Below are 19,691 nucleotides of genomic sequence, written 5' to 3'. Positions count from 1 at the left end.
TCAGGCTCCGGCAATGTCATGTAAAGCCTGAATCACACGTTCGACATCCTGATCCGTCATTGACGGAAACAGCGGAATCGAACACATCTGCTGGCTGTTACGTTCACTGGCGGGCAGACGTAAGTCGGGATAGCGCTCGCGATAATATTTGTGGGTATGCGCTGCACGGAAATGCAGGCCGCTGCCGATATTTCGCGTCTTCAGTGCCTGCATAAAAGCATCACGCGACAGACCACAGCGCTGTTCATCAATGCGAATAATAAACAGATGCCACGCATGCTGATGGGGCCAGGCGGGCAGTGACAGCGGCGTGAACGGCAGTGCGCGCAGTGCTTCCAGATAGCGTTCAGCAATTGCACGGCGGCGGGCAATAAAGCCCGGCAATTTCTGTAACTGCACCAGCGCAATGGCTGCGCTGATATCGGGCAGATTATATTTAAAGCCCGGCATCATCACTTCCGCCTGCGGCAGGCGCCCCTGGGTCTGGCGATCAAACGCATCCACCGCCAGGCCATGAAACTTCAGACTGCGAATGCGATCGGCGAGAGCGGCATCATCGGTCACCACCAGGCCCCCTTCTGCGCAGGTGATATTTTTGATGGCGTGGAAAGAGAAGATTGCTGTACCGCGATGTCCGACCGGCTTTTCGTGATACGTGGTGCCCACGGCGTGAGCCGCATCCTCAATGATGGCGATGCCATGCTGCTCAGCCAGCTGATAGATTGGCGTGAGATCGGCGGACGCACCGGCGTAATGCACCGGGATAATGGCGCGGGTCCGTGAGGTAATCGCCTGGGCTATTCGTTCTGGCGTCACCATCAGGTTGTCAGGATCGACATCAATCATAACCGGCGTAGCACCCAGCAGCGTGATCAGGTTCAGGGTAGAGACCCAGGTCATGGACGGTGTGATCACCTCATCGCCAGGCCCAATCCCCATCGCCATCAGCGTGACATGCATCCCCGCAGTGGCAGAGCTCACCGCAATGGCGTGCTGGTTGCCGGTCAGTTGAACAAAAGACTGCTCCAGTTCGGCGCACTTTGCGCCGGTTGTTATCCAGCCAGAGTCAAATACCGCTTTAACGGCAGCCAGCTCTTCATCACCGAATGAAGGGCGGGAAAATGGCAAAAAATCCATGCTAAAACTCCTGCAGATCAAACCCATAAGCTGTCGGGCGTTGTTAATCAGGCACAGCGCCGGAAAAAGAATTGAAATAGCGATCTATTGACACCCGGCAATGGCGTTTTCAACACCACACTTTCCCTTTCTGGAATTGAGGTTACCGGCCTGCTAATACAAACTAACGTATGAAAGTTAACTGAACATTAAATGAATAGCGTGAATCACAATAAAATCAAGGAGGAGTGCGTTAAGAGTTTCCGAAAAAGTTCACTATTAAATTGCTAATAACCTCTATGACCTCAACTCTTTTTGATTTATTGATATTTTGTTTAAAAACAGTAAGCTCTGGCAGTTATCAGGCCATAAATCAGCTCACCCAGTAAAAGAGACATTAGGGTGATATATTTAACCCACTGATTTAATTGGACTAAAATCAACCAGTTCATTACCTTCTGATATCGACAATAAAAAGTGCCCCATGACTTCGGGAAAATCACAGGTTAATAAGACGGTCTTAATGTATTCTTAATATTGTTCGTTATTAATGTTCAGCCCTTACAATAATCATTACACTTTGGTGAATTTCAGGTGACAGTCAGTTAATATCTGTCCGTTCATCTGTGCCTTCAGGGTAAAAGCAGCGCTAAATAATGTGAATAAGATCGCGGTTTCAGGCGTTAACGTTTGGTCTGTTTAAGAAAGAGAAAAATAGTGATGATACGCGCCGCCTGTTTATGCACTCTGTTTGCCCTGCTCAGTCCGATGCTTTACGCCGCACCGGTAACGTATGCCATAGCCCCCGATAAAACGTCGATTGGCCTTTCCTGGCGTGCCTTTGGTCACGACTTTTCACAGGCGAGACTGCAGGGCGTGACCGGCACGATGACGCTCAATCCTGATGAAGATCGTGACGATCGTATTGAAGTCAGCATTCCGGTTGGAACGCTGGTGGCCTCAAACAGCCTGTTGACCTGGCAACTGAAAAGCGATCTCTTTTTTGATGCAGAGCGTTATCCGCAGATTCACTTCGTGAGCAGCCGCGTGGCCTCACTGGGTGACGGGAATTACCGGATTTTTGGCGTGTTGACGGTTAAAAATGTCAGCCGGCCAGTGGTAATGCTGGCCTCACTGGACAGCGGAAAGACCCTTGACCCGGCGGCACGCTCGCTGGCGCTGCATGCCTCGACAGCCATTTCCCGCTCCGCTTTCGGCATGGATCGACTGGTCGGGGTGGTTGATGATCGCGTTAACATTGCGCTGGCGATTGCCGCGCAGGCCAGATAGCCGTTACTGCACTCTCCGCCGCGAGCAAGCCGGTTTAACTGAGCACGGTCTGTAATGTTTCAGCGGTGGCAGCCAGCTGAGCCGATGGATTGCGGCCAATCAGCACATACTGATAGCCGTTGCGCTTCCACCAGGCCAGCTGCATGCCGTGGCGCTGCTCCCGCGCAATCGGGTTCGTGTCCTGTGGCGCGGGTGAAATACAGAGTGCCATCGGGCCATAATCAGCATGCAGCCAGGCTATCTGCGCAATCGACGTGCGTTCATAGCGCAGGATCCGCACCATTTTCAGTTCAGCCCCCGGCAGGTGAAGTTGCTGGGGGTGCAACTGTAATCCTAAATCGAGGCGGGTACGCTCCAGGCCTCTCTGCAGCATGGCGGTATCATTGGGCGTATCGGCCAGCGTTTCAGCACTGTAAAGCGACATATAACGTGCTTCCAGATCGCGAATATTCTGGCTTTCATCTTTCTCATCCTCTGACGGCCTTGCCAGAAAACCGATGCCGCTGCCTATCAGCAAAAAGCTGACTGATGCCGCAATCAATGCCCGTCGGCTGTAGCCTTTGGCTGGCATTGACTCTGGTGCCGTGATGGCTGCCAGTTGCTGTGCCATTCTGGCCTGCGGTGCCTGTTCCAGCAGCGGCGCAAAAGCCTGTTCAAAATCGAGATTACTTTGCTGTAAATGCTCAACCCGTGCCGCCAGTTCGGGATCCCCTGCCATCGCCTGCTCAAACTGCACGGCTTCCTGTGGCGTCATCTCACCATCCAGCCAGGCAACGATCGCCTCGTCACGCCACGGTGGCGTAAAAGTTTCCCTGTTCATCTCCGTTTCTCCTGCGGTGCGGGCGAGGTCGCCGGCTGTCTGGCCAGCGTGGCACGTGCGACGGCCAGACGGCTCATAATAGTGCCAATCGGAACGGAGAGCGTCTCTGCCGCCTCCTGATAGGTCAGACCTTCGACATACACCAGAAACAGCGCATTACGCTGGGCCTCGGGTAAGGCGTTAACCTGTAACATAATGCGCTGGAAATGGCGGTGGTCGTCGCTGGTGGCGTGGTTATCTGCGGCCAGCAGCGCATCGGGATCCACGAATCCCTGTCCCTGCCGGACCTTTCGCGCCCGTAAATCACTGGCCCAGATGGAGTGAAGGATCGAAAAAAGCCATCGATCAATGCGTGTGCCCGGCGTGAACTGCGCGCTGCGTTCCAGCGCGCGTACGCAGGTTGACTGCACCAGCTCTTCTGCCATGTCACGGTTGTGTGACAGCACATAGCCGTAACGCCAGAGCCGCGTCAGATGTTCCGCAAGGTGCTGACGGATGTCACTGTGAGTGATTTTTCGCTCCTCCCTGCCGCATCAGACCTCGGGGTGGCCATTGATCGCGGCCTGCAGATCGCGATATTCCTCGCAGTCTGTGCCACAAATCCCGGCAATGGTTTTTAACTGTTCGCGCGCCAGATCCGGACGCCCTTTGATCATCCAGGCTTCGCCCAGATATTCACGCACTTTAGCGTAACGGGGATCAAGTGCAATCGCGCGCTGATAATAGCCAATGCCCTCGTCCGTGCGGCCCAGTTTACGGGTAGCGTAACCACGATAGTTCCAGGCTTCGCGGGTATCCTGATTTTTCAGCGTATCCAGCAGGTTCAGCGCCGCCTGATATTCGCCCTTTTTCGCCAGATGCCAGGCATAGCGGGTTTTATCGTCGTCACTCAGCTTGCTGGTCTTCTCAGGCACACAACTTTTAGTGTGACTGTCATAGACCTGACCTTTGGGGCAGTCAGGCGTCTTTTTATCACTGTCATTGTCGCCCATCGCCATACTCAGCGGAGAGTGCAGCATCAGCAGCAGTGCCGGAACGGCAAGCAGAGAAAAACCAGAACGCGTTGTCATAATTTATCCTTATCGGGTCTGTGAGACAGGCGATAAAGCCCGCCGGATGCAGTCCGCTAGCGCGGCGCTGTACGGTAAACAGCTCAGCGCCGGTTTCTATTCGATAAAAATAAAATTATTTTTTGCCAGGGTGCCACGCTGAATCAGAACGGTAGTTTTTCCACCGCACAGAAACGCCGTTCCGCCAGGGAGATCACTGCAGCTTCCGCAATCGCCTGGGCTTTCAGTCCATCCTCAAGGCCAGGAAGATCGTCAACCTGCTCACCGTTCAGCGATCGGATAAACGCATCCAGATGAGCATAATAAGTTGGCTGCACCCGGCTGAACCAGTCGGGCAATAAGCCTGGCTGCTGAATCTGCGCACCCTGATAGCAGCTGACGCCGCGCTGTGGCTGAGAGGCTGATTCCAGCATCCCGTGCGGTCCCATCACACTGATGCGTTCATCGTAGCCATAGCCGGTGCGGCGGACATTATCGAGCTGTGCCAGCGCCCCGCCCTGCAGCCGCAATAGCAGCGTGCTGGTGTCCACGTCGTCAAATTCCCTGATCGAGGGCAGAGCCAGCGCTGCACCCATCGCAGCCACCTCGGTCACCTCCTCTTCAGTCAGCCAGCGCAACAGGTCAAAAAAGTGGATAGCCTGATCGCGCATCTGTCCCCCGGACGCCTGAAGATAGGCCAGCGGCGGCATGGCTGAGGAGCGGCAGACCATCTGAATCAGTTCCGCCGGGCCGATCCGCCCCTGGCGGAGTTGTTGCTTCAGCTGCTGATGGCTGACATCAAAACGGCGATTAAACCCTACTGTAACCGGCACGTTGTAAGGAAGAACATTAGCCACGGCAGAGCGGGCCCGCTCAAGAGAGAGATCGACCGGTTTTTCACAGTAAATAGCTTTACCGGCGCGGGCTGCTGCTTCCAGTAAGTCAGCATGTGTCGGCGTCGCGCTGGCGATCAGCACCATATCAATCTGCTCATCATTTATCGCCTCAGTGACAGACGCGGCCCGGGCACCAAAGCGGGTCGCAAAGGCAGCGGCGCGAGTGGGTTCTGCATCCGCGACCCATACCAACTCAACTCCGGGGTGCGCCTGAAGATTCGCGGCATGAACTTCACCAATAAAGCCACACCCCAGCAGGGCAACACGTTGCTTTTTATTCATTTTTTTGAACTCCATCATAGTCCGGCAGAAAGATGCATCTGCAGGATAACGCTGCGTTTTACACTGGCGGCACGGTGTTTTGAGGTGTTTACCTCACAGGAGAGCGGCATGTCGCTGAAAGAGGTCGCCCGACGGGCAGGTGTGGGACTGGCAACCGTGGATCGGGTGCTCAATGAACGTGGCGGCGTCGCGCCGGAGACGGTTCACAGGGTGCTGCAGGCAGCACGTGAAGTCGGGCTGAAGCGGATCCTGCCGGAGGAGCATCGTCATCCGTGGCAGATAGAACTGCTGCTGAGCAGCAACGATTCGTTTTTCTTTAAGCAGCTGGCACAGGATTTTACTGAGGTTGCCTCGCATCTGGGCTATCGCCGGTTAACGCTGCGCCGCACTTTTGTCCCCGAGGCTCAGCCAGAACGACTGGCAAAGCTTATCAGGCAGGGCGGTGAAACGCGGGATGGTCTGATCGTTTTTGCCCATGAACATCCGGCGATCTATGAGGCGCTGGACCATTGCCAGGCACGTGGCGTACCGGTGCTCTCACTGGTCACCGATTTACCCGGTGCCGCCCGGCTCTGTCATGTGGGGATCAATCAGTTGCAGGCAGGACGTACAGCCGCTCAGCTGATGGGCAAAATGCTGCATCAACCCGGTGAGGTGTTGATGGTCAGTGGGCACCAGGATTACAGCGCACATCGTCAGCGTATTGAAGGGTTTCGTGACCTGATAACCAGTCGGTTTCCCCATCTTCAGTTACGTGAAGTTCTGGCCGCCCAGGAAAATCGCGACACCCTCAGTAAGTTGCTGGAGAAGCAGCTGGTTCAGAGCGGTCATCTGCAGGGCATTTATAACACCGGGCTGGGGAATACCGAGATCGGGCAGGCGCTGGCACGACATCGTCGGCTGAATCAGTGCATCTGGATCACTCATGAGCTTTACGCCACCACCCGCACGCTGATGGCGCAGCAGAGCGTTGCGCTGACACTGGATCAAAACACCCGGCAGCATGCCCAGCTCGCGCTGCAGCTGATGCTGAATTATCTGGAGCAGGGAGAGAAACCCGATATCTACATTAACGGAAAAGTGGATTTCATCATTTATACGGCAGAAAACTGTCTGTAAAGATTGCCCGTTGTGTCATATCCACCGGTAAAGAAATATGCTTTACCTGCCGTCGATCATTGCATTCAGCACTATTTCCCGCGCGAAGCAGTGCCCGGGAAAGTGGCTCACTGGCTCAGAAGTGCATAGAAAATAGCCTGCCACAGATAATCTGATCGCAGTGACAAGCTGAAACCGCCACTTTATGTCAGATAAAAAATCTAACTATCATCTAAATATTAAAATATAAATCTATATATGCATTTTTTATGGTTTTAATATTCAGATGCAGGCTGATGACGTTAATATCGTATCCGACTGAACAAACAGCGAAGTGAAACGGGTGAATTAATGTACGACAGAGGTGCGGAAACAGAGCAGGAATAACACTCGCTGTCCTGAACGGTTAACCATTAAAAGCGTACTTTGCAGAGTTGATCAATATCAAAACTTAATGGGTTTTTATCGTCATATTCCTATTGGGTTTCACTTTCTGCCAGGTTGATGCTAAGTTCTCGTCGGTTTAAAACAGGGCAGTATGAAGAACCGTTTCACTGATATTACGGCCACCCTGAATTTTTCCTGCGCCAGTTCGGTGCCTGACTAATTAATGAGCGTATGATTTGGAAAAGTGTTTATATCCGGTGCGTACCAGAACTGAGAGAGTGCTGCACGCGGTGGTATTCGAAGTTGTCGCTAATGTGCTGGTTTTCTTTATCCTGATTATTTTTACCTCCGCAGCACCATCGCAGTCGTTGTTGCTTACATTGGTTTCATCAACTCTGGCTATGGGATGGAACTACCTTTTCAACCTGATGTTTGACAGTGTTCAGCTAAAAACAGGATTTAAAAAGAACTTGCGAGTGAGATGCCTCCATGCCGTTCTGTTTGAGGCGGGTCTGTTATTAGTGTTAATCCCCTTTGCAGCATGGTGGCTGGATATTACGCTATTCTCAGCATTGAGACTTGAATCCGGACTGGTGCTATTTTTTCTGACCTATGCTTTTCTGTTCAATTTGTTATGGGATTGGGGAAGATCAGCAAAATCAATGAAGATATTAAATTAATGTATCATGCCATTAAAATTTACTTTCAGAAATTAACCTTTCGCTTAGCCGGCTAATGGAACTTCGCGTGCGAGTGATCGCGCCCGAATGTATCCGATGCGTAAGGAAACAAGTATATCTGTTGTCAGGAGAAGCTTACTCTCGCCTGGCAGCATTGATATAACGGCGCGTCTGCATAAATTAAGTTCAGACTGCGTATAAGCTCATTTCACAGGTTAAATCAGCAAGAATATTATGGACAAAGTCTACTATCTGAATAAGTTAAGGAACTGCCCGTCAACCGATATTCTGGATATCGTAACAAGCTATATGCGGAAAAAACTGCCTGGTGACGATCTCTCTTCATTTGAAGGCGCTTACGATCATCGTAAAGCCGAACTAATAATGAATGAAACCTACAGTGAAGTTCCTTCAGAAGTATGGAGACTGGTGTGCTGAGGCGTAAAAAGGAGGGCATGATCACTCATAACCCATTATCTGCTGAGGGCTGATCACCCTGCAGATCATCAATTCCTGATAATCCTGGCGCGATGCATTTTGATCTCCGTCGGGCAGAATCGGTGAACAGATAAATCAGAGCATCACCTTTAGTGCTGTGATGCTCTGTCATTCTCAACAAACGCACGACATAAAGCGCTGTAAGAAATAGTAAGACAAACCTGCCAGACCACTGTAAACCGTTTTAAATATGACGCCAAAACTGGCTTCATCTGTTGTATTCAGAAAAGCTCGTACAAATAATGCCTTCCGGACTCACACGACTACAATAATGATTATCTGTTCAGGCGATATGCTGCCAATATAGCTCATGATCCACCAGCACCGATCCCGGAACGGCAAATCGTGTCAGGGTGATAAAAAAGCTGCTCAGTCGTTAAGCAAGGGTGTATTAAGCTGATTCAGATGATGCAATACCATTACTTTTAAATGTTGTTCGCCCGAACAGGGAGCATGCAGGCGAACAAAACGGGAATTCATTTCAGATGGTCACGATGATACAGAGCCCACTGCTCAATCCTTTCTCCAGAGGGTAGCAGGCAATAGGATGTTATACCTGCCGAAGATTTTTCCTGGACCTGCTGACCACCGCGATTAACGCAATATTCACTGGCTGGATTACGCATTGTTAAACGCTGCGGTTCCTTGCTGTGCGGTGTGCAGGCGATAAGTAGTGAAGCCAGTAACATCAGTGAAACTCCTGCTAACCTGTTTGTGACGAACATAAAACCTCTCTTAACCTTATTTTTGTGAATTAAGCATTTACCCTCCAGTGGTGTGATTAAGTCTGATAGCACAACAACGACTTTATCAGGAATCCTCCTTTCTCCGGCCACATGTTAACCTCAGGGGTGACAATCATCATATTTCCATTCTGCCGTCCACTCTGCACTCACCTCTGCGGGTAGCGATACATAATTATAGCGTGCTGCCACTAAACCCGCGCTTAACAACCTTACGCGACACATAAGCAGATAGACCTTTAATGCAGTGATTAAAATGAATAAAGCCAAAATTAGAATGCATGTGACGATAATTAACAAAAAACCCATTATTACAATCGATGCATTATCTTAATTTTTAATGGAAATTCCTCGCAAATAGGGCATCGCCTTTAACGTTTACTTAAAACAGGCACACTTGCGATGCCTTTACATAAATCCTTTTCCCGCTGCATAATCCCGCAACATTTGTATGCGCACTGCCATTAATGGGATCAATAAAACCTACAACTTATTGGTATCGCTTAAATATCGCTGCTGCTTAACACCTGAATAACAACTCACGATTCAGGTGCCATTTAACGATCAGACTATCAATAAAATCTTAAGGAAGAGTGACTGAGATGAATAATAAATTCCCGCGAAATAAAATCGCAAAAGCATTAATGCTGGCAAGTGGGATGGGGGTTGTGCCTCTGGTTAGCTATGCTGCAGTCATCGGAAGCCAGACAGGCAATGAGATCATCTTAACTGATGGCACCACGCTGATTGCCGACCAGTCATCTGGCGACGGTTATTATGGCATCCTGGTTAATGGCGCTACCGCCGCAACGGTTACCATCGGCAGCGGCAGCACAGTTCGCGTGTCAGATGCTGAACGTTATGCAAAAGGGATTTTTATTGAAGCGGCAAACAGTGAATTTACTGCAGATAAGTTAACCCTCAACGTTTCCGGTAAAACAGCGGTCGGCATTGAGTTCGGCGGAAAAAATGTAACCGCCAGTTTAGGATCCGGTTCCTCGGTCACCACGGTAGCATCAGGTGATTCTTTCGCCGAGGGCGTCGTTGTCAGCAATAGTTCCTCGCTGCAGGCAAATAACCTGCAAATAAGCACCCAGGGCACTGGCGGAACGGCTCTGCGCGTCAGTGGTTACGGAAGTCACGCCAGTCTGGGCGACGACAGTAATTTACAGACGAATGGCCTTAACAGTAATGCCGTTCAGGTTGATAACCTGACCGGTGAGTCGATTAATGGCGTGGCCACGTTGAAAGCAAATGCATTGACGATCAACACCCTTGGCAATAATTCGCAGGGTATTAATATCCAGGATAATGGTTCGGTTGATCTGGGCAGTAACTCGACCATTATTACCACTGGGGATCTTTCTGCTGGCATCTGGAGCTGGGGTGAGCTGAAGGCCGATCATCTGACAATCAGTACTGCGGGTGAGACCTCTGCAGGTCTGTCAGGCCGTGACAACAGCCTCTCAAACATTGGTGCTGGTAGCGTGATCTCCTCTGATCAGACTGGCGTCATTGTGGCTATGGGCGACAATGCCATCGTTAACTTCATTGGTAGTGAAGAAGAACGCAATACGGTCTATTCAGCAGGTTTTTATGGCGTATCCGCACAGTCAACCGGCGCAACCATTAATCTGCAGAACACCGATATTATGATGAAAAATGTGGATACCATGACCCTGGGTATTTGGTCCACAAGCGGTGGCACAGTTAACGGTGATGCAGTGACCATTACCGGTCCGGAGAATGCCACAGGTGTCTTCGCCATGGCTGGTGGTAAAGCGAATCTTACGGGTGATTTGACCATTGATATGGGCTCCCCGGATGGGATAGCCATGGCTACGCAATATGATGATGGTTATGCAGCAGGTGTCATCACCACCGACGGAAAAGCGCAGATCGTTGGTAGCGTTTTATCCCGGGCCGGTTTCATCGACCTCAATCTGACATCGGGTTCACTCTGGTCTGGCAGCGCCAGCAGCGATAACGTCAATAATGGCCATCTGAACGTTAATCTGACCGACAGCACCTGGAACGTATCGCGAACATCCAATGTCGATAATCTGACATTGAGTAACTCGCTGGTTGACCTCTCTGCAGCCTCGGATGACGCAACCTATTCAACATTGACTATCGCCAACCTCAGCGGCAGCGGCGACTTCGCCTTGCGCACCAATCTGGCAGGCGATGGTGCTGGCGTGAATAACATTGGCGATAAAGTTGTGGTGACAGAGAGTAGTTCCGGTGATTACGGTCTGACCATACAGAACCGCGGCAGTGCCGTCACCACTGGCAACGAAGTACTGACTGTGGTTGAAACGACTGATGGCATCGCCACCTTTAAAGGTAACGCCGACGTGGAACTTGGTGGCTATGTTTACTCGGTCAATAAGCAAGGCAACAACTGGGTACTCTCCTCACCTAAAGCACCAGAAACCCCTGAAGCAGATGATCCGGCCGTTATCCCTGCGGATGAGCCTGCTGCGACTCCTGCTAATGAGCCTGCCGCGACTCCTGCCAATGAGCCTGCCGCGACTCCAGCCGATAACGGTGGCACGGCGCCTGCCGGGCAAGACAACGCAACTTCCCCTATTACCAGCACGGCCAACGCAGGGGCTAACTTCCTCAACACTGGCTATCTGATGAACTATGCCGAAATGCAGACGCTGATGCAGCGTATGGGTGATGTTCGTCAGGGTAAGACAGCCGGGAATGTCTGGCTGCGCGCTATAGATGGACGGTTCAGCGGCTTTGATAATGGCAAGCTGAGCCGTTTCAGCCTGAACTACACCGGTTATCAGTTTGGGGTCGATAAACGTTTGTCCGATGAACTTCCGATCTATCTGGGCCTGTTCATGGGGGTAACTGAAGGATTGCCTCATTACCAAAATGGTAACGGCAACATCCGTTCTGAGCATTATGGCTTCTACACCACCTGGGTAAATGATGCCGGTTTCTATGTTGATGGCGTTGTGAAAGTCAACCGGCTAAGGAATCAGTTCAATGTTCACGATACACAGAATAACCAGGTATCCGGTAACGGTGTCTCTTCAGGTCTGAGCGGATCGCTTGAGGCGGGCAAAAAGTTCAGCTTCTCTGATCGGCTGGCAGGTTTTTATCTTGAACCACAACTACAGCTGACAGCAGGTCATCAGGATGGTGCTTCCGTAGGTGCGTCTAATGGTCTCAATATCACACTTTCAAGCTACAAATCACTGATGAGCCGGGCAAGCGTGCTGGCAGGGTATGAAATCAATCAGAGCAATTACAAACTCAACACCTATGTCAAAACGGGTGTAATGCGCGAGTATGCCGGGGATGCTGCTTATGCTCTGAACGGATCAAATGAACGTCTTTCCTTTAAAGGAAATGGCTGGAATAACGGCGTCGGCCTGAGTGCCCAAATCAGCAGCCATACGCTCTTCCTGGAGGCCGATATGGTAGACGGAAAACGTTTTAACCAACGTCAGGTTAATGCTGGCTACCGTTTTAGTTTTTAGAATCAACGTGCAGCAAGCGCTCGTATAACAGGAGGTGTTAATGAAAAAAACATTATGGATGCTGCAGGCCTTGATCTGCTCAGGATCCGCTTTCGCACGGCAGGAGTCCACCATCGCAGAAGCAAAAAACATGCGAGACGAACGTCATGTTACCCTTACCGGTACGATTAGTGGACGGGCTGACGATGACCACTACTGGTTACAGGACTCAACGGGTCGTATCCGTATTGATGTCGACGAGGATGACGAAGACGACAACGGCTTCCTTATTGGTAAAAAGGTACGGATAACGGGTGAGGTAGATCGCGATGACGGCCATAGCGAAATCGATGTTGATCGGCTCTTCATTCTGAAATAATTCCGGACTTCTGTGTAAAAAAGCCAGCTATAGCGCTGGCTTTTTTACATTCAGGGCAGGTTTTACTTTTCGCGAAACGCTTCCTGTACGCGCAACAGAGGACGCAACAGATATTGCAGCAGGCTCTTCTCGCCCGTACGAATATCAACGGTGGCCGTCATACCGGGAATCACCCGTAGTTCCTGACTGCCGCTTTTCGTCAGCGTATTATTTTCCGTTAATACCATCACCCGGTAATAAGTATCATCGACGCCTGGCCTGCGGGCAGCTTTACTCTCCTCATCTTTTAGCGCGCCCGAACTGATACTTTGAACATGTCCGGTCAGGCCGCCATAAATCGAATAGTCATAGGCAGAAATTTTTACCACAGCTTCCTGACCGGGCGCCAGAAAAGCCACATCAGAGGGCCGGATACGGGTTTCCACCAGCAGCTGGTCATCCAATGGTGTCACCTCCATTATTGCGGCACCAGGCTGGATCACACCGCCAAGCGTATTGATTTTAATACTGTTAACAATGCCTCGTACTGGCGTGCGGACTTCAGTACGCTCAAGCGTATCATGGCGGCCATGGGCAGTTTCCTGCAGGCTTGTCATCTCAACATCGACTTTGGACAGTTCATCGTTAGCCTCGTTACGGTAGCGGTTTTTTCGCTCGGTAATTTGCAATTCGGCATCATTCATCTGACGCTCAAGTTTCAGAACCTCAGTTTTTGACAGCAGCGATCTGGCTGAGAGCTGTCGCGCCATTTCAAGCTCTTTCTGCAGCAATGTTTTTGACTTCAGATAGCCTTCAATTGACTCATTTACCGCCCTTTTACGTAGTTTCCAGGCATCGGTTTCACGGGTAACCAGTTCAGGTACTTTCATGACCTCTGGCGGGAACACAAGCTCGCTGCCGGTCGCTTCTGCTTCAAGACGCGCGGCCTGGGCTTTCAGTGCCAGCAGGCGGTTAGCGCTTTCGCGGAAGGAGGCTTCGGCGCGCGTGGGATCGATTTTGGCCACAACCTGACCTTTTTCAACCGTATCGCCTTCATGCACCATTAACTCCTGCAAAATACCGCCCTCAAGGCTTTGCAAAACCTGTTCGCGGGAACTGGGAACAATTTTGGCTGACCCGGTTGTCACCTCTTCGATGTTGAAATTGGCGGCCCAGACGATTATTAGCACCATTAACGCCACGCTGCCCCAGGCAATAAATAGCCAGCCTTCCCAGCGATCCTGACGGGCGGCCCTCACTATGTCACTGGCTGTATGTTCGGTCAGGCGCTTTTGATCAACGTTTTTATCAGGGGACAGGCTGCTCATACTGTTACCTCGCCAGATTGTGGCTGACGCTCTGTGCTTATCTCAACGCCAGCATGTTTCGCTGCGTTACGCAGCACCGATGCGGCCGGGATCTTCCCGCTGTTTAATAAACCGATAATCTCTTCACGCGGCCCATCAGCTACTTTGATGCCTTCATCCATCACAATCACCCGATCAACGTATTTCAGCACTGCCGGACGGTGGGTCACGATAATCACGGTTCGGCCTTCCATTGCCGGGATGAGCGCTTGCAGGATAGTGCGTTCCGACCCCATATCCATCCCCGATGTAGGTTCGTCCAGTAGCAGAACATCCGGATTCGACAGAATGGCGCGAGCCAGGGCTATCGCCTGCTTTTGTCCGCCGGAAAAGTTTTCACCACGCTCACTGACAGGCATACCAAAGCCCATGGGATGGGCCGCGACAATATCACTCACCCCGGTCATTTTTGCAGCGGCCATCAGTTCTTCGTCGCTGGCGTAGGGTGCTCCCATCACCAGGTTGTCACGCAGCGAACCATACATAAAACGTGGTTCCTGATTGACCAGCGCGATACGCGTCCGTAATTCCACCGGCTCGACCTGGCCTATATCTACGCCAGCAATGGTGATCGTGCCTGTTGTGGGTGGATATAGCCCAACCAGCATGCGCAGCAGCGAAGATTTACCGCTGCCCATTTTGCCCAGTATGGCAACCCGCTCGCCCTGACAGAACCGGACATCAAGCTGCTCAACGATGGCCGGTAAATCGTCTTTATAACGTAATGAAACGCCCTGACAGACAATCCCGGTCTGGCTGCCCTGGGGAAGCTGCACATAAACCTTCTCATTATCGCGTTCAGCAGGGGCCTGCATCACTTTATTGAGGATGGCCAGCGAGGTTTTTGCCTGCTGAATACGCAATCCCAGCGCGGCAAGCGTTGCTATGGGCATTATGGCGCGCCCCATCAGGGTCATCGTGGCAATGATGCCTCCCATTGAGATATCACCATCACCGACCAGATAAGCACCCCAGACCAGCAGAATAACGGTACCAAACTGCTGGGTCGTCTGAATAACGCTTGAGCCCATAGTGGCAAGGAACCGCGATTTCATATTCACTGCAGAGAGTTTTACGCTGGCAACATCGTGTTTAGAGGCGACCAGGTTTTCAGCACGCAGAACTTTGATGGTTTCAAGATTATCCAGTGATTCAATAACCAGACCGTAACGGTTACTGCCTATTTTCATTGACTCTTCAGCGTGGCGTTTCAAAGGGATCTGCATCAGCAGCACCATCGCCACGATGACCACTAATATCAGGATCACACACCAGACCAGTGGCCCGGCAACCAGATGGATTACAACCAGGAAGAGTAAAACAAAGGGTAAGTCAGCAACCGTCGTTAAAGCGGCTGACGTAGTAAGCTCGCGGACGCTGTCAAAGCTTTGCATGACATTGCCAAATGCACCGCTGGATTGGGCTCGACCCGACATTTTGCCGTTCAGCACGTGACGAAAAAGTTGTGCGCCCAACACCAGATCGATCTTTTTACCGGCGCGATCGGTAATCCAGGCCCGACCCAGCCGTGCAGCCAGTTCAAACAACAACGCCAGACTCACGCCGATAGCCATCGTCCAGAGTGTTACGTAGGTCTGGTTAGGCAGTACCCGGTTATAAACCGTCATGGTGAATACGGACATCGCCAGAACGAGCAGGTTAATAACGACTGACAATGCGGCGGCTTCAAAGATATAACGTTTGAATCCCCACAAAGTATTCCAGAACCAGTGCCCTTTACCGACATGGACAATGTCATCGGCACGATGATCAAGATAAGACTTAGGTCGCAGCAGCAGCAACTCGCCGCTATAGTGCTGAGCCAGGCGAGCGAAATCGACCTCAACAGGCTGGCTGCCCAGTGCGGGATCGATAATGGCGCACTTCTTTTCGCTACACTGTGTCAGCACGCAGTAGCCCGTTTCCAGACGCATGATGGCGGGGAGAACAAAGCTTTTCACATCCGTCAGGTCAATCTTCTGCCAGGCAGCACTCATGCCGCGGCTCTGCAGCGTGCGCAATGCCCAGTCATTCTGGGCGCTGATATCAGCGTCTGGTGGAAATGCAGGCATACCCACACGTAAAGCATTTAGCGTAAGCCGGACGTCAAACAGGCGCAGTGCGCTTTGCAGTGCAACCAGCAAAGTCTCCTGCGTATCTGATGGCGATCTGGATAACACTCTGTTTTCAGCATTCAGTTCAGAGCCAGCAGGCTCAAATTGTATATCAGTCACAATGGCGTCCCCTGGACAACTAATTCATTCTGGTCTGGCGGCAAAGCATGACAGCGGCCAGAAATACTCGTTTTTACGTCAGCGTGATTAGTGCACCGCTTCGATGGTATTCGCTGGTAAAGCGTTAACCTTCTGCACCAGTTGGCTGGTTTTACCCAGTGCCGCAACGATGTTCCATTGCGCAGCCAGATACTGCATCTGCTGCTCCTGATAACTTGCGAGACTGGTGTAATAGTCGGTAGCAAACGAGATTAAATCCGTTAACGGGCGCTGCCCCGCGAAGAACTGCACTTCCCCCGCTTTCCAGGTTTTCAACGCGGTTTCTGACTGTCTCTGTAATGCATTGAGCTGGCGTTCACGAAGCGGTAAGGAGACCCACAGCTGATCCAGCTGCTGTTTCAATGTCCGGAGTGTTGCATCCTGATCCGCCTCTGCGGCAATGAGTCGCTGAGTTTCAGCTTTAGCATTTGCCCTGCCAGCCCCACCATCCCAAAGATTGATATCGCTGCTCACCTGTAACGTCACCGCTTTAAACGGTTCCATTTCACCGTTGCGCTTTGGACTGTCCATACTCAGTTGCACACTCCATTTCGGCCTGTTCCACTTAGAGGCCAGATCCACTGCGGCTCTCGCTTCTTCTTTACGCTCGCGTGAGACCGCCCAGTTGGGATTTTCTTTCAGTACCTGTTGTGCCTGTGCCAGTGACGCGGGCAACAGACCCGCTTTTTTCAGATCGGGCAGGCCTCTGGTGATAACAATCTCGTGGTTCAGCAGCGAGCTGAGTTGCTGCTGCGCTTGTATATAGGTGGTGTAGCTCATTTCACGACTGGCAATCACGGAATTGAGGCGAGTCGCAACCTGATTGATCTCAGAAGCTCTGCCGCTATCAATACTGGCAATATTCTTTACCCGATTAAGCAGATCCTGCAGTGCGTTAATTTCTTTATCCAGCACAGCGACAACTGTGGCATTAGTGGCTGCAGAGGTAAAAAGAGAGAGCACCTGCTCGTTGAGATTTTCGCGCGTGACATTTACCTGAGCCTGCTGCATGGAATAAGCAGCCTGCTTTCCGGCAACGCTCGCATCAGTACGTCCGTGATCGTAAAGTGATTTACTTACAGTGATATGCGGGGAGACCGGGTTATTCTCATAACCGGGTTGACCTGAATATCCTGATGCGCTGATACCCGTGCTGACCTGAAAACCATCAGCGGCTTTTGCCTGATCGATATCATACATAGCACCGGTGCTGTTTGATAAAGCAGACTTTACCGACGGATGGTCGGCTGTCATACGAATCATTTCAATAAAGTCCGTTGCATGGGCATTTAACAGGGGATTAAAAAATAGCAATCCCGCAATTAAACCATGCAGCGAACATCTGGATTTTGTAGTAAACAAGTTTTTTTTCATAGTTAACTCAAAATAACAAATAAAGTGGGATGGCTAATTTTCTCTGTCGCTAATTCAATCCTGCGACCGGAACTGTTTTAACCGTCCGACATGTCATATGGCAACGTTAATTCTGCAAAAAAGAAATATTTAGGTTTTACATTCTGCTCACATGCCTTTATTTATTTTTTTCATCTGCACAATCAGATCTGGGGCTCACCTGATGGGCCTGCCTTAAACAGGCCCATCAGGTGAGTTTGATGTGAAAAAAAGCTGGCGATGACCGAAGTCATCGCCAGTTCTATCAGATAACGTTTAAGCCATGCTGGATTAACAGCTTGACAGTGGTGTCATCATTATTGGTATAGACGTCATAATTAACGCCATTTTCAGTTTGTGCGGCTGAAGCCGTCCATTCTGACTTTCCAATATTAACGGTATCAGTTGCATTACTATTGTTTGAACTTCCCACATCTCCCGTAATATGTAATGTGTTCGCTTCACTACCATTATCTTTAGTAATTTCGAGCACATCGCTGGCGCTGATAAATAATGTCTGCGCCGTGTTATTACCCAGATGGATAGCTTCAATTCCACTAATTTTGCCTGATACCGTTCCGAGTTCTAAATCGTTATTAGAATCCCAGACCAGCGTATCGTGACCTTCTCCTCCTTTCACACTGCTAAAATGAGTACTGTTAATGACGATAGTATCATCGCCCTCTTTTGCATCGACGGAATTCGCGCCGCGTGCATCCAGTACATCATTACCTGAAGTGCCATTAAGATCGTACTGAGCAGGTTGATACTCAATATGCGTCGATCCCGTTTCAGACGTCAGTCCCAGTGTCTCGTTCAGATCAACTAAGCGGCCTTTGATTGCTGAGCCATCGCCGTCGCCCACGCCCTGATCGGTCCAGGTCACGTAGAGCTGACCGCCCGCCAGGAAGGTCGCATCGACTTCAACCTGCTCACCATAGGTCAGCTGGTTGATCTGGATCTGCTGGCCCACTTTATTACCCGCTGCATCAAAGTACTGTGCGTAGATACCGCTGGTACCTGCACCCGGTGCGATGTCGGTTGTTGACAGGAAAACGGCAATAAAGCTGCCGTCAGCCTGACTGACCACCCTCGCCATGTGCTGATCGCCAGCCGTCGTGGTGTTGATCAGGAACTCGCTGGTCAGCGCCGTACCGTCTGCCGCGTAGATGCGGCCCCAGACGCTGTAACCATTCTGATCCGGTCCGCTGGTATCGTTAGAGTCCCAGGTCACCACGTAGTTGCCGTTTTGCAGCGCACTGACTGCGGATGACGCCTGATTGTTAGTCAGGGTCTGGTTCGCTACGAAGCTGCCTGTTACAGCATGCGTTGACGGATCATAAACTGACACACCAACATCATATCCGGTGGCTTTAATCGCATAAGTAATCGCAACCTGGCCATTTTCCAGCGTTGTAACAGATGGCAACGGCTCCCATTCAGGAATGATGGCATTTGCGTTCAGGGTCGTGGTTGCCAGCACGGTCTCCGCCGTGACCGGCGTGCCGTTTGCGTCATACTGACGACCATAGACCGTCCAGTTGCCGTTCAGGCTCGCTTCCCAAACCACCAGATAACCGCCGTCTTCCAGCGAAGTGATCACCGGAACGCGCATTTTGCTGGCGGCGGTGCTGGAGTCTACATTGTACTCTGCGCCATTAGTCACGACGCCGTTCACGTTACCCGCACCGTCGTAGCTGTAGGTATAGCCCTGACCCTTGATATGCGCACCGGAATCCGTGCTCCACACCACCTGGAAAGTGCCATCTGACAGCACGGTAACCTGCGGCGTGATCTGGTCGCCCGCTGTGGTGGTGTTCACCGTGAACTCCGCCCCGACCGGCTGACCTTTCGCATCCAGCAGCTGACCCTTGACGCAGCTGCCGGAGCCGTCTCCGCTCGCCGACTGCCACACCACGATGGCGCCGCCGTCCGGCAGGCTGGCTACCGACGAGACCGTCTG

Annotated in this window: 15 protein-coding genes and 1 pseudogene; 6 read left to right on the top strand and 10 right to left on the bottom strand. The window is 51.3% G+C overall.

What is annotated here, in order from left to right:
* Entirely contained in the window at nt 1-1,137 is a 1,137-nt protein-coding gene (arnB, locus tag ACVKSX_RS20120; protein ID WP_064689850.1) for a UDP-4-amino-4-deoxy-L-arabinose aminotransferase, read from the bottom strand.
* Nucleotides 1,138-1,836: 699 nt separating this feature from the next.
* Between arnB and ACVKSX_RS20115 the strand changes: the two genes are divergently transcribed.
* On the top strand, nt 1,837-2,406 hold the full coding sequence (locus ACVKSX_RS20115; RefSeq protein WP_064689851.1) for a YceI family protein: 570 nt from the start codon (nt 1,837-1,839) through the stop codon (nt 2,404-2,406).
* A 34-nt stretch (nt 2,407-2,440) separates the two neighbouring features.
* Here the strand turns inward: ACVKSX_RS20115 and ACVKSX_RS20110 are convergent, their stop codons facing one another.
* The 4 genes from ACVKSX_RS20110 to ACVKSX_RS20095 all read right to left on the bottom strand — a co-directional run bounded on the left by ACVKSX_RS20110 (nt 2,441) and on the right by ACVKSX_RS20095 (nt 5,453).
* Entirely contained in the window at nt 2,441-3,226 is a 786-nt protein-coding gene (locus tag ACVKSX_RS20110; RefSeq protein WP_354439388.1) for an anti-sigma factor family protein, read from the bottom strand.
* The gene (locus ACVKSX_RS20105; protein WP_428983919.1) at nt 3,223-3,672 is read right to left on the bottom strand and encodes a sigma-70 family RNA polymerase sigma factor; all 450 of its coding nucleotides are present in this window, start codon (nt 3,670-3,672) and stop codon (nt 3,223-3,225) included. Before ACVKSX_RS20105 ends, ACVKSX_RS20110 begins: the two co-directional genes overlap by 4 nt.
* Before the next feature lie 87 nt (nt 3,673-3,759).
* Nucleotides 3,760-4,296 (bottom strand): tetratricopeptide repeat protein, encoded by a 537-nt coding sequence (locus tag ACVKSX_RS20100; protein WP_010257155.1) that lies wholly within the window; start codon nt 4,294-4,296, stop codon nt 3,760-3,762.
* Nucleotides 4,297-4,439: 143 nt separating this feature from the next.
* Entirely contained in the window at nt 4,440-5,453 is a 1,014-nt protein-coding gene (locus tag ACVKSX_RS20095; protein WP_029519694.1) for a Gfo/Idh/MocA family oxidoreductase, read from the bottom strand.
* A gap of 108 nt (nt 5,454-5,561) precedes the next feature.
* On the opposite strand from ACVKSX_RS20095, the gene ACVKSX_RS20090 reads away from it, so the two are divergent.
* From ACVKSX_RS20090 to ACVKSX_RS20080, 3 genes are all read left to right on the top strand, one after another.
* Entirely contained in the window at nt 5,562-6,572 is a 1,011-nt protein-coding gene (locus tag ACVKSX_RS20090; RefSeq protein WP_249655151.1) for a LacI family DNA-binding transcriptional regulator, read from the top strand.
* Nucleotides 6,573-7,174: 602 nt separating this feature from the next.
* The gene (locus ACVKSX_RS20085) at nt 7,175-7,618 is read left to right on the top strand and encodes a PACE efflux transporter (RefSeq protein ID WP_033744181.1); all 444 of its coding nucleotides are present in this window, start codon (nt 7,175-7,177) and stop codon (nt 7,616-7,618) included.
* A gap of 234 nt (nt 7,619-7,852) precedes the next feature.
* The gene (locus tag ACVKSX_RS20080) at nt 7,853-8,056 is read left to right on the top strand and encodes an Hha/YmoA family nucleoid-associated regulatory protein (RefSeq protein ID WP_010257166.1); all 204 of its coding nucleotides are present in this window, start codon (nt 7,853-7,855) and stop codon (nt 8,054-8,056) included.
* Between the two features lie 536 nt (nt 8,057-8,592).
* Here ACVKSX_RS20080 and ACVKSX_RS20075 read toward each other — a convergent pair.
* Nucleotides 8,593-8,742: a putative hemolysin gene (locus ACVKSX_RS20075; protein ID WP_236571055.1), complete on the bottom strand. Its 150-nt coding sequence runs from the start codon at nt 8,740-8,742 to the stop codon at nt 8,593-8,595.
* Nucleotides 8,743-9,461: 719 nt separating this feature from the next.
* Between ACVKSX_RS20075 and ACVKSX_RS20070 the strand changes: the two genes are divergently transcribed.
* Nucleotides 9,462-12,359 (top strand): autotransporter outer membrane beta-barrel domain-containing protein, encoded by a 2,898-nt coding sequence (locus tag ACVKSX_RS20070; protein WP_354439391.1) that lies wholly within the window; start codon nt 9,462-9,464, stop codon nt 12,357-12,359.
* Nucleotides 12,360-12,399: 40 nt separating this feature from the next.
* Nucleotides 12,400-12,717: a NirD/YgiW/YdeI family stress tolerance protein gene (locus tag ACVKSX_RS20065; protein WP_354439393.1), complete on the top strand. Its 318-nt coding sequence runs from the start codon at nt 12,400-12,402 to the stop codon at nt 12,715-12,717.
* A gap of 62 nt (nt 12,718-12,779) precedes the next feature.
* Here ACVKSX_RS20065 and ACVKSX_RS20060 read toward each other — a convergent pair whose 3' ends face one another.
* From ACVKSX_RS20060 to ACVKSX_RS20045, 4 genes and pseudogenes are all read right to left on the bottom strand, one after another.
* Nucleotides 12,780-14,024 carry an HlyD family type I secretion periplasmic adaptor subunit gene (locus ACVKSX_RS20060; protein WP_346556409.1) on the bottom strand — a complete coding sequence of 415 codons (1,245 nt, stop codon included), beginning with the start codon at nt 14,022-14,024 and terminating at the stop codon, nt 12,780-12,782.
* A complete protein-coding gene (locus tag ACVKSX_RS20055) occupies nt 14,021-16,243 on the bottom strand; it encodes a type I secretion system permease/ATPase (protein WP_256850032.1) in 2,223 nt (740 codons plus the stop codon). Before ACVKSX_RS20055 ends, ACVKSX_RS20060 begins: the two co-directional genes overlap by 4 nt.
* A 141-nt stretch (nt 16,244-16,384) precedes the next feature.
* A complete protein-coding gene (locus ACVKSX_RS20050) occupies nt 16,385-17,599 on the bottom strand; it encodes a TolC family protein (RefSeq protein ID WP_354439395.1) in 1,215 nt (404 codons plus the stop codon).
* 394 nt (nt 17,600-17,993) lie between these two features.
* A pseudogene (locus ACVKSX_RS20045) lies at nt 17,994-19,691 on the bottom strand (hypothetical protein); the annotation flags it as partial.

It is taken from the genome of Pantoea sp. PvP021 (assembly GCF_054056055.1).
Note: the sequence above shows the minus strand (reverse complement) of the source record. Positions and strands in the feature narration are given on the sequence as shown.

What these genes read in the sequence shown, in the direction of transcription:
- arnB (WP_064689850.1), bottom strand. Translation starts at nt 1,137, where the DNA reads ATGGATTTTTTGCCATTTTCCCGCCCTTCATTCGGTGATGAAGAGCTG.
- ACVKSX_RS20115 (WP_064689851.1), top strand. Translation starts at nt 1,837, where the DNA reads ATGATACGCGCCGCCTGTTTATGCACTCTGTTTGCCCTGCTCAGTCCG.
- ACVKSX_RS20110 (WP_354439388.1), bottom strand. Translation starts at nt 3,226, where the DNA reads ATGAACAGGGAAACTTTTACGCCACCGTGGCGTGACGAGGCGATCGTT.
- ACVKSX_RS20100 (WP_010257155.1), bottom strand. Translation starts at nt 4,296, where the DNA reads ATGACAACGCGTTCTGGTTTTTCTCTGCTTGCCGTTCCGGCACTGCTG.
- ACVKSX_RS20095 (WP_029519694.1), bottom strand. Translation starts at nt 5,453, where the DNA reads ATGAATAAAAAGCAACGTGTTGCCCTGCTGGGGTGTGGCTTTATTGGT.
- ACVKSX_RS20090 (WP_249655151.1), top strand. Translation starts at nt 5,562, where the DNA reads ATGTCGCTGAAAGAGGTCGCCCGACGGGCAGGTGTGGGACTGGCAACC.
- ACVKSX_RS20080 (WP_010257166.1), top strand. Translation starts at nt 7,853, where the DNA reads ATGGACAAAGTCTACTATCTGAATAAGTTAAGGAACTGCCCGTCAACC.
- ACVKSX_RS20075 (WP_236571055.1), bottom strand. Translation starts at nt 8,742, where the DNA reads ATGCGTAATCCAGCCAGTGAATATTGCGTTAATCGCGGTGGTCAGCAG.
- ACVKSX_RS20070 (WP_354439391.1), top strand. Translation starts at nt 9,462, where the DNA reads ATGAATAATAAATTCCCGCGAAATAAAATCGCAAAAGCATTAATGCTG.
- ACVKSX_RS20065 (WP_354439393.1), top strand. Translation starts at nt 12,400, where the DNA reads ATGAAAAAAACATTATGGATGCTGCAGGCCTTGATCTGCTCAGGATCC.
- ACVKSX_RS20060 (WP_346556409.1), bottom strand. Translation starts at nt 14,024, where the DNA reads ATGAGCAGCCTGTCCCCTGATAAAAACGTTGATCAAAAGCGCCTGACC.
- ACVKSX_RS20050 (WP_354439395.1), bottom strand. Translation starts at nt 17,599, where the DNA reads ATGATTCGTATGACAGCCGACCATCCGTCGGTAAAGTCTGCTTTATCA.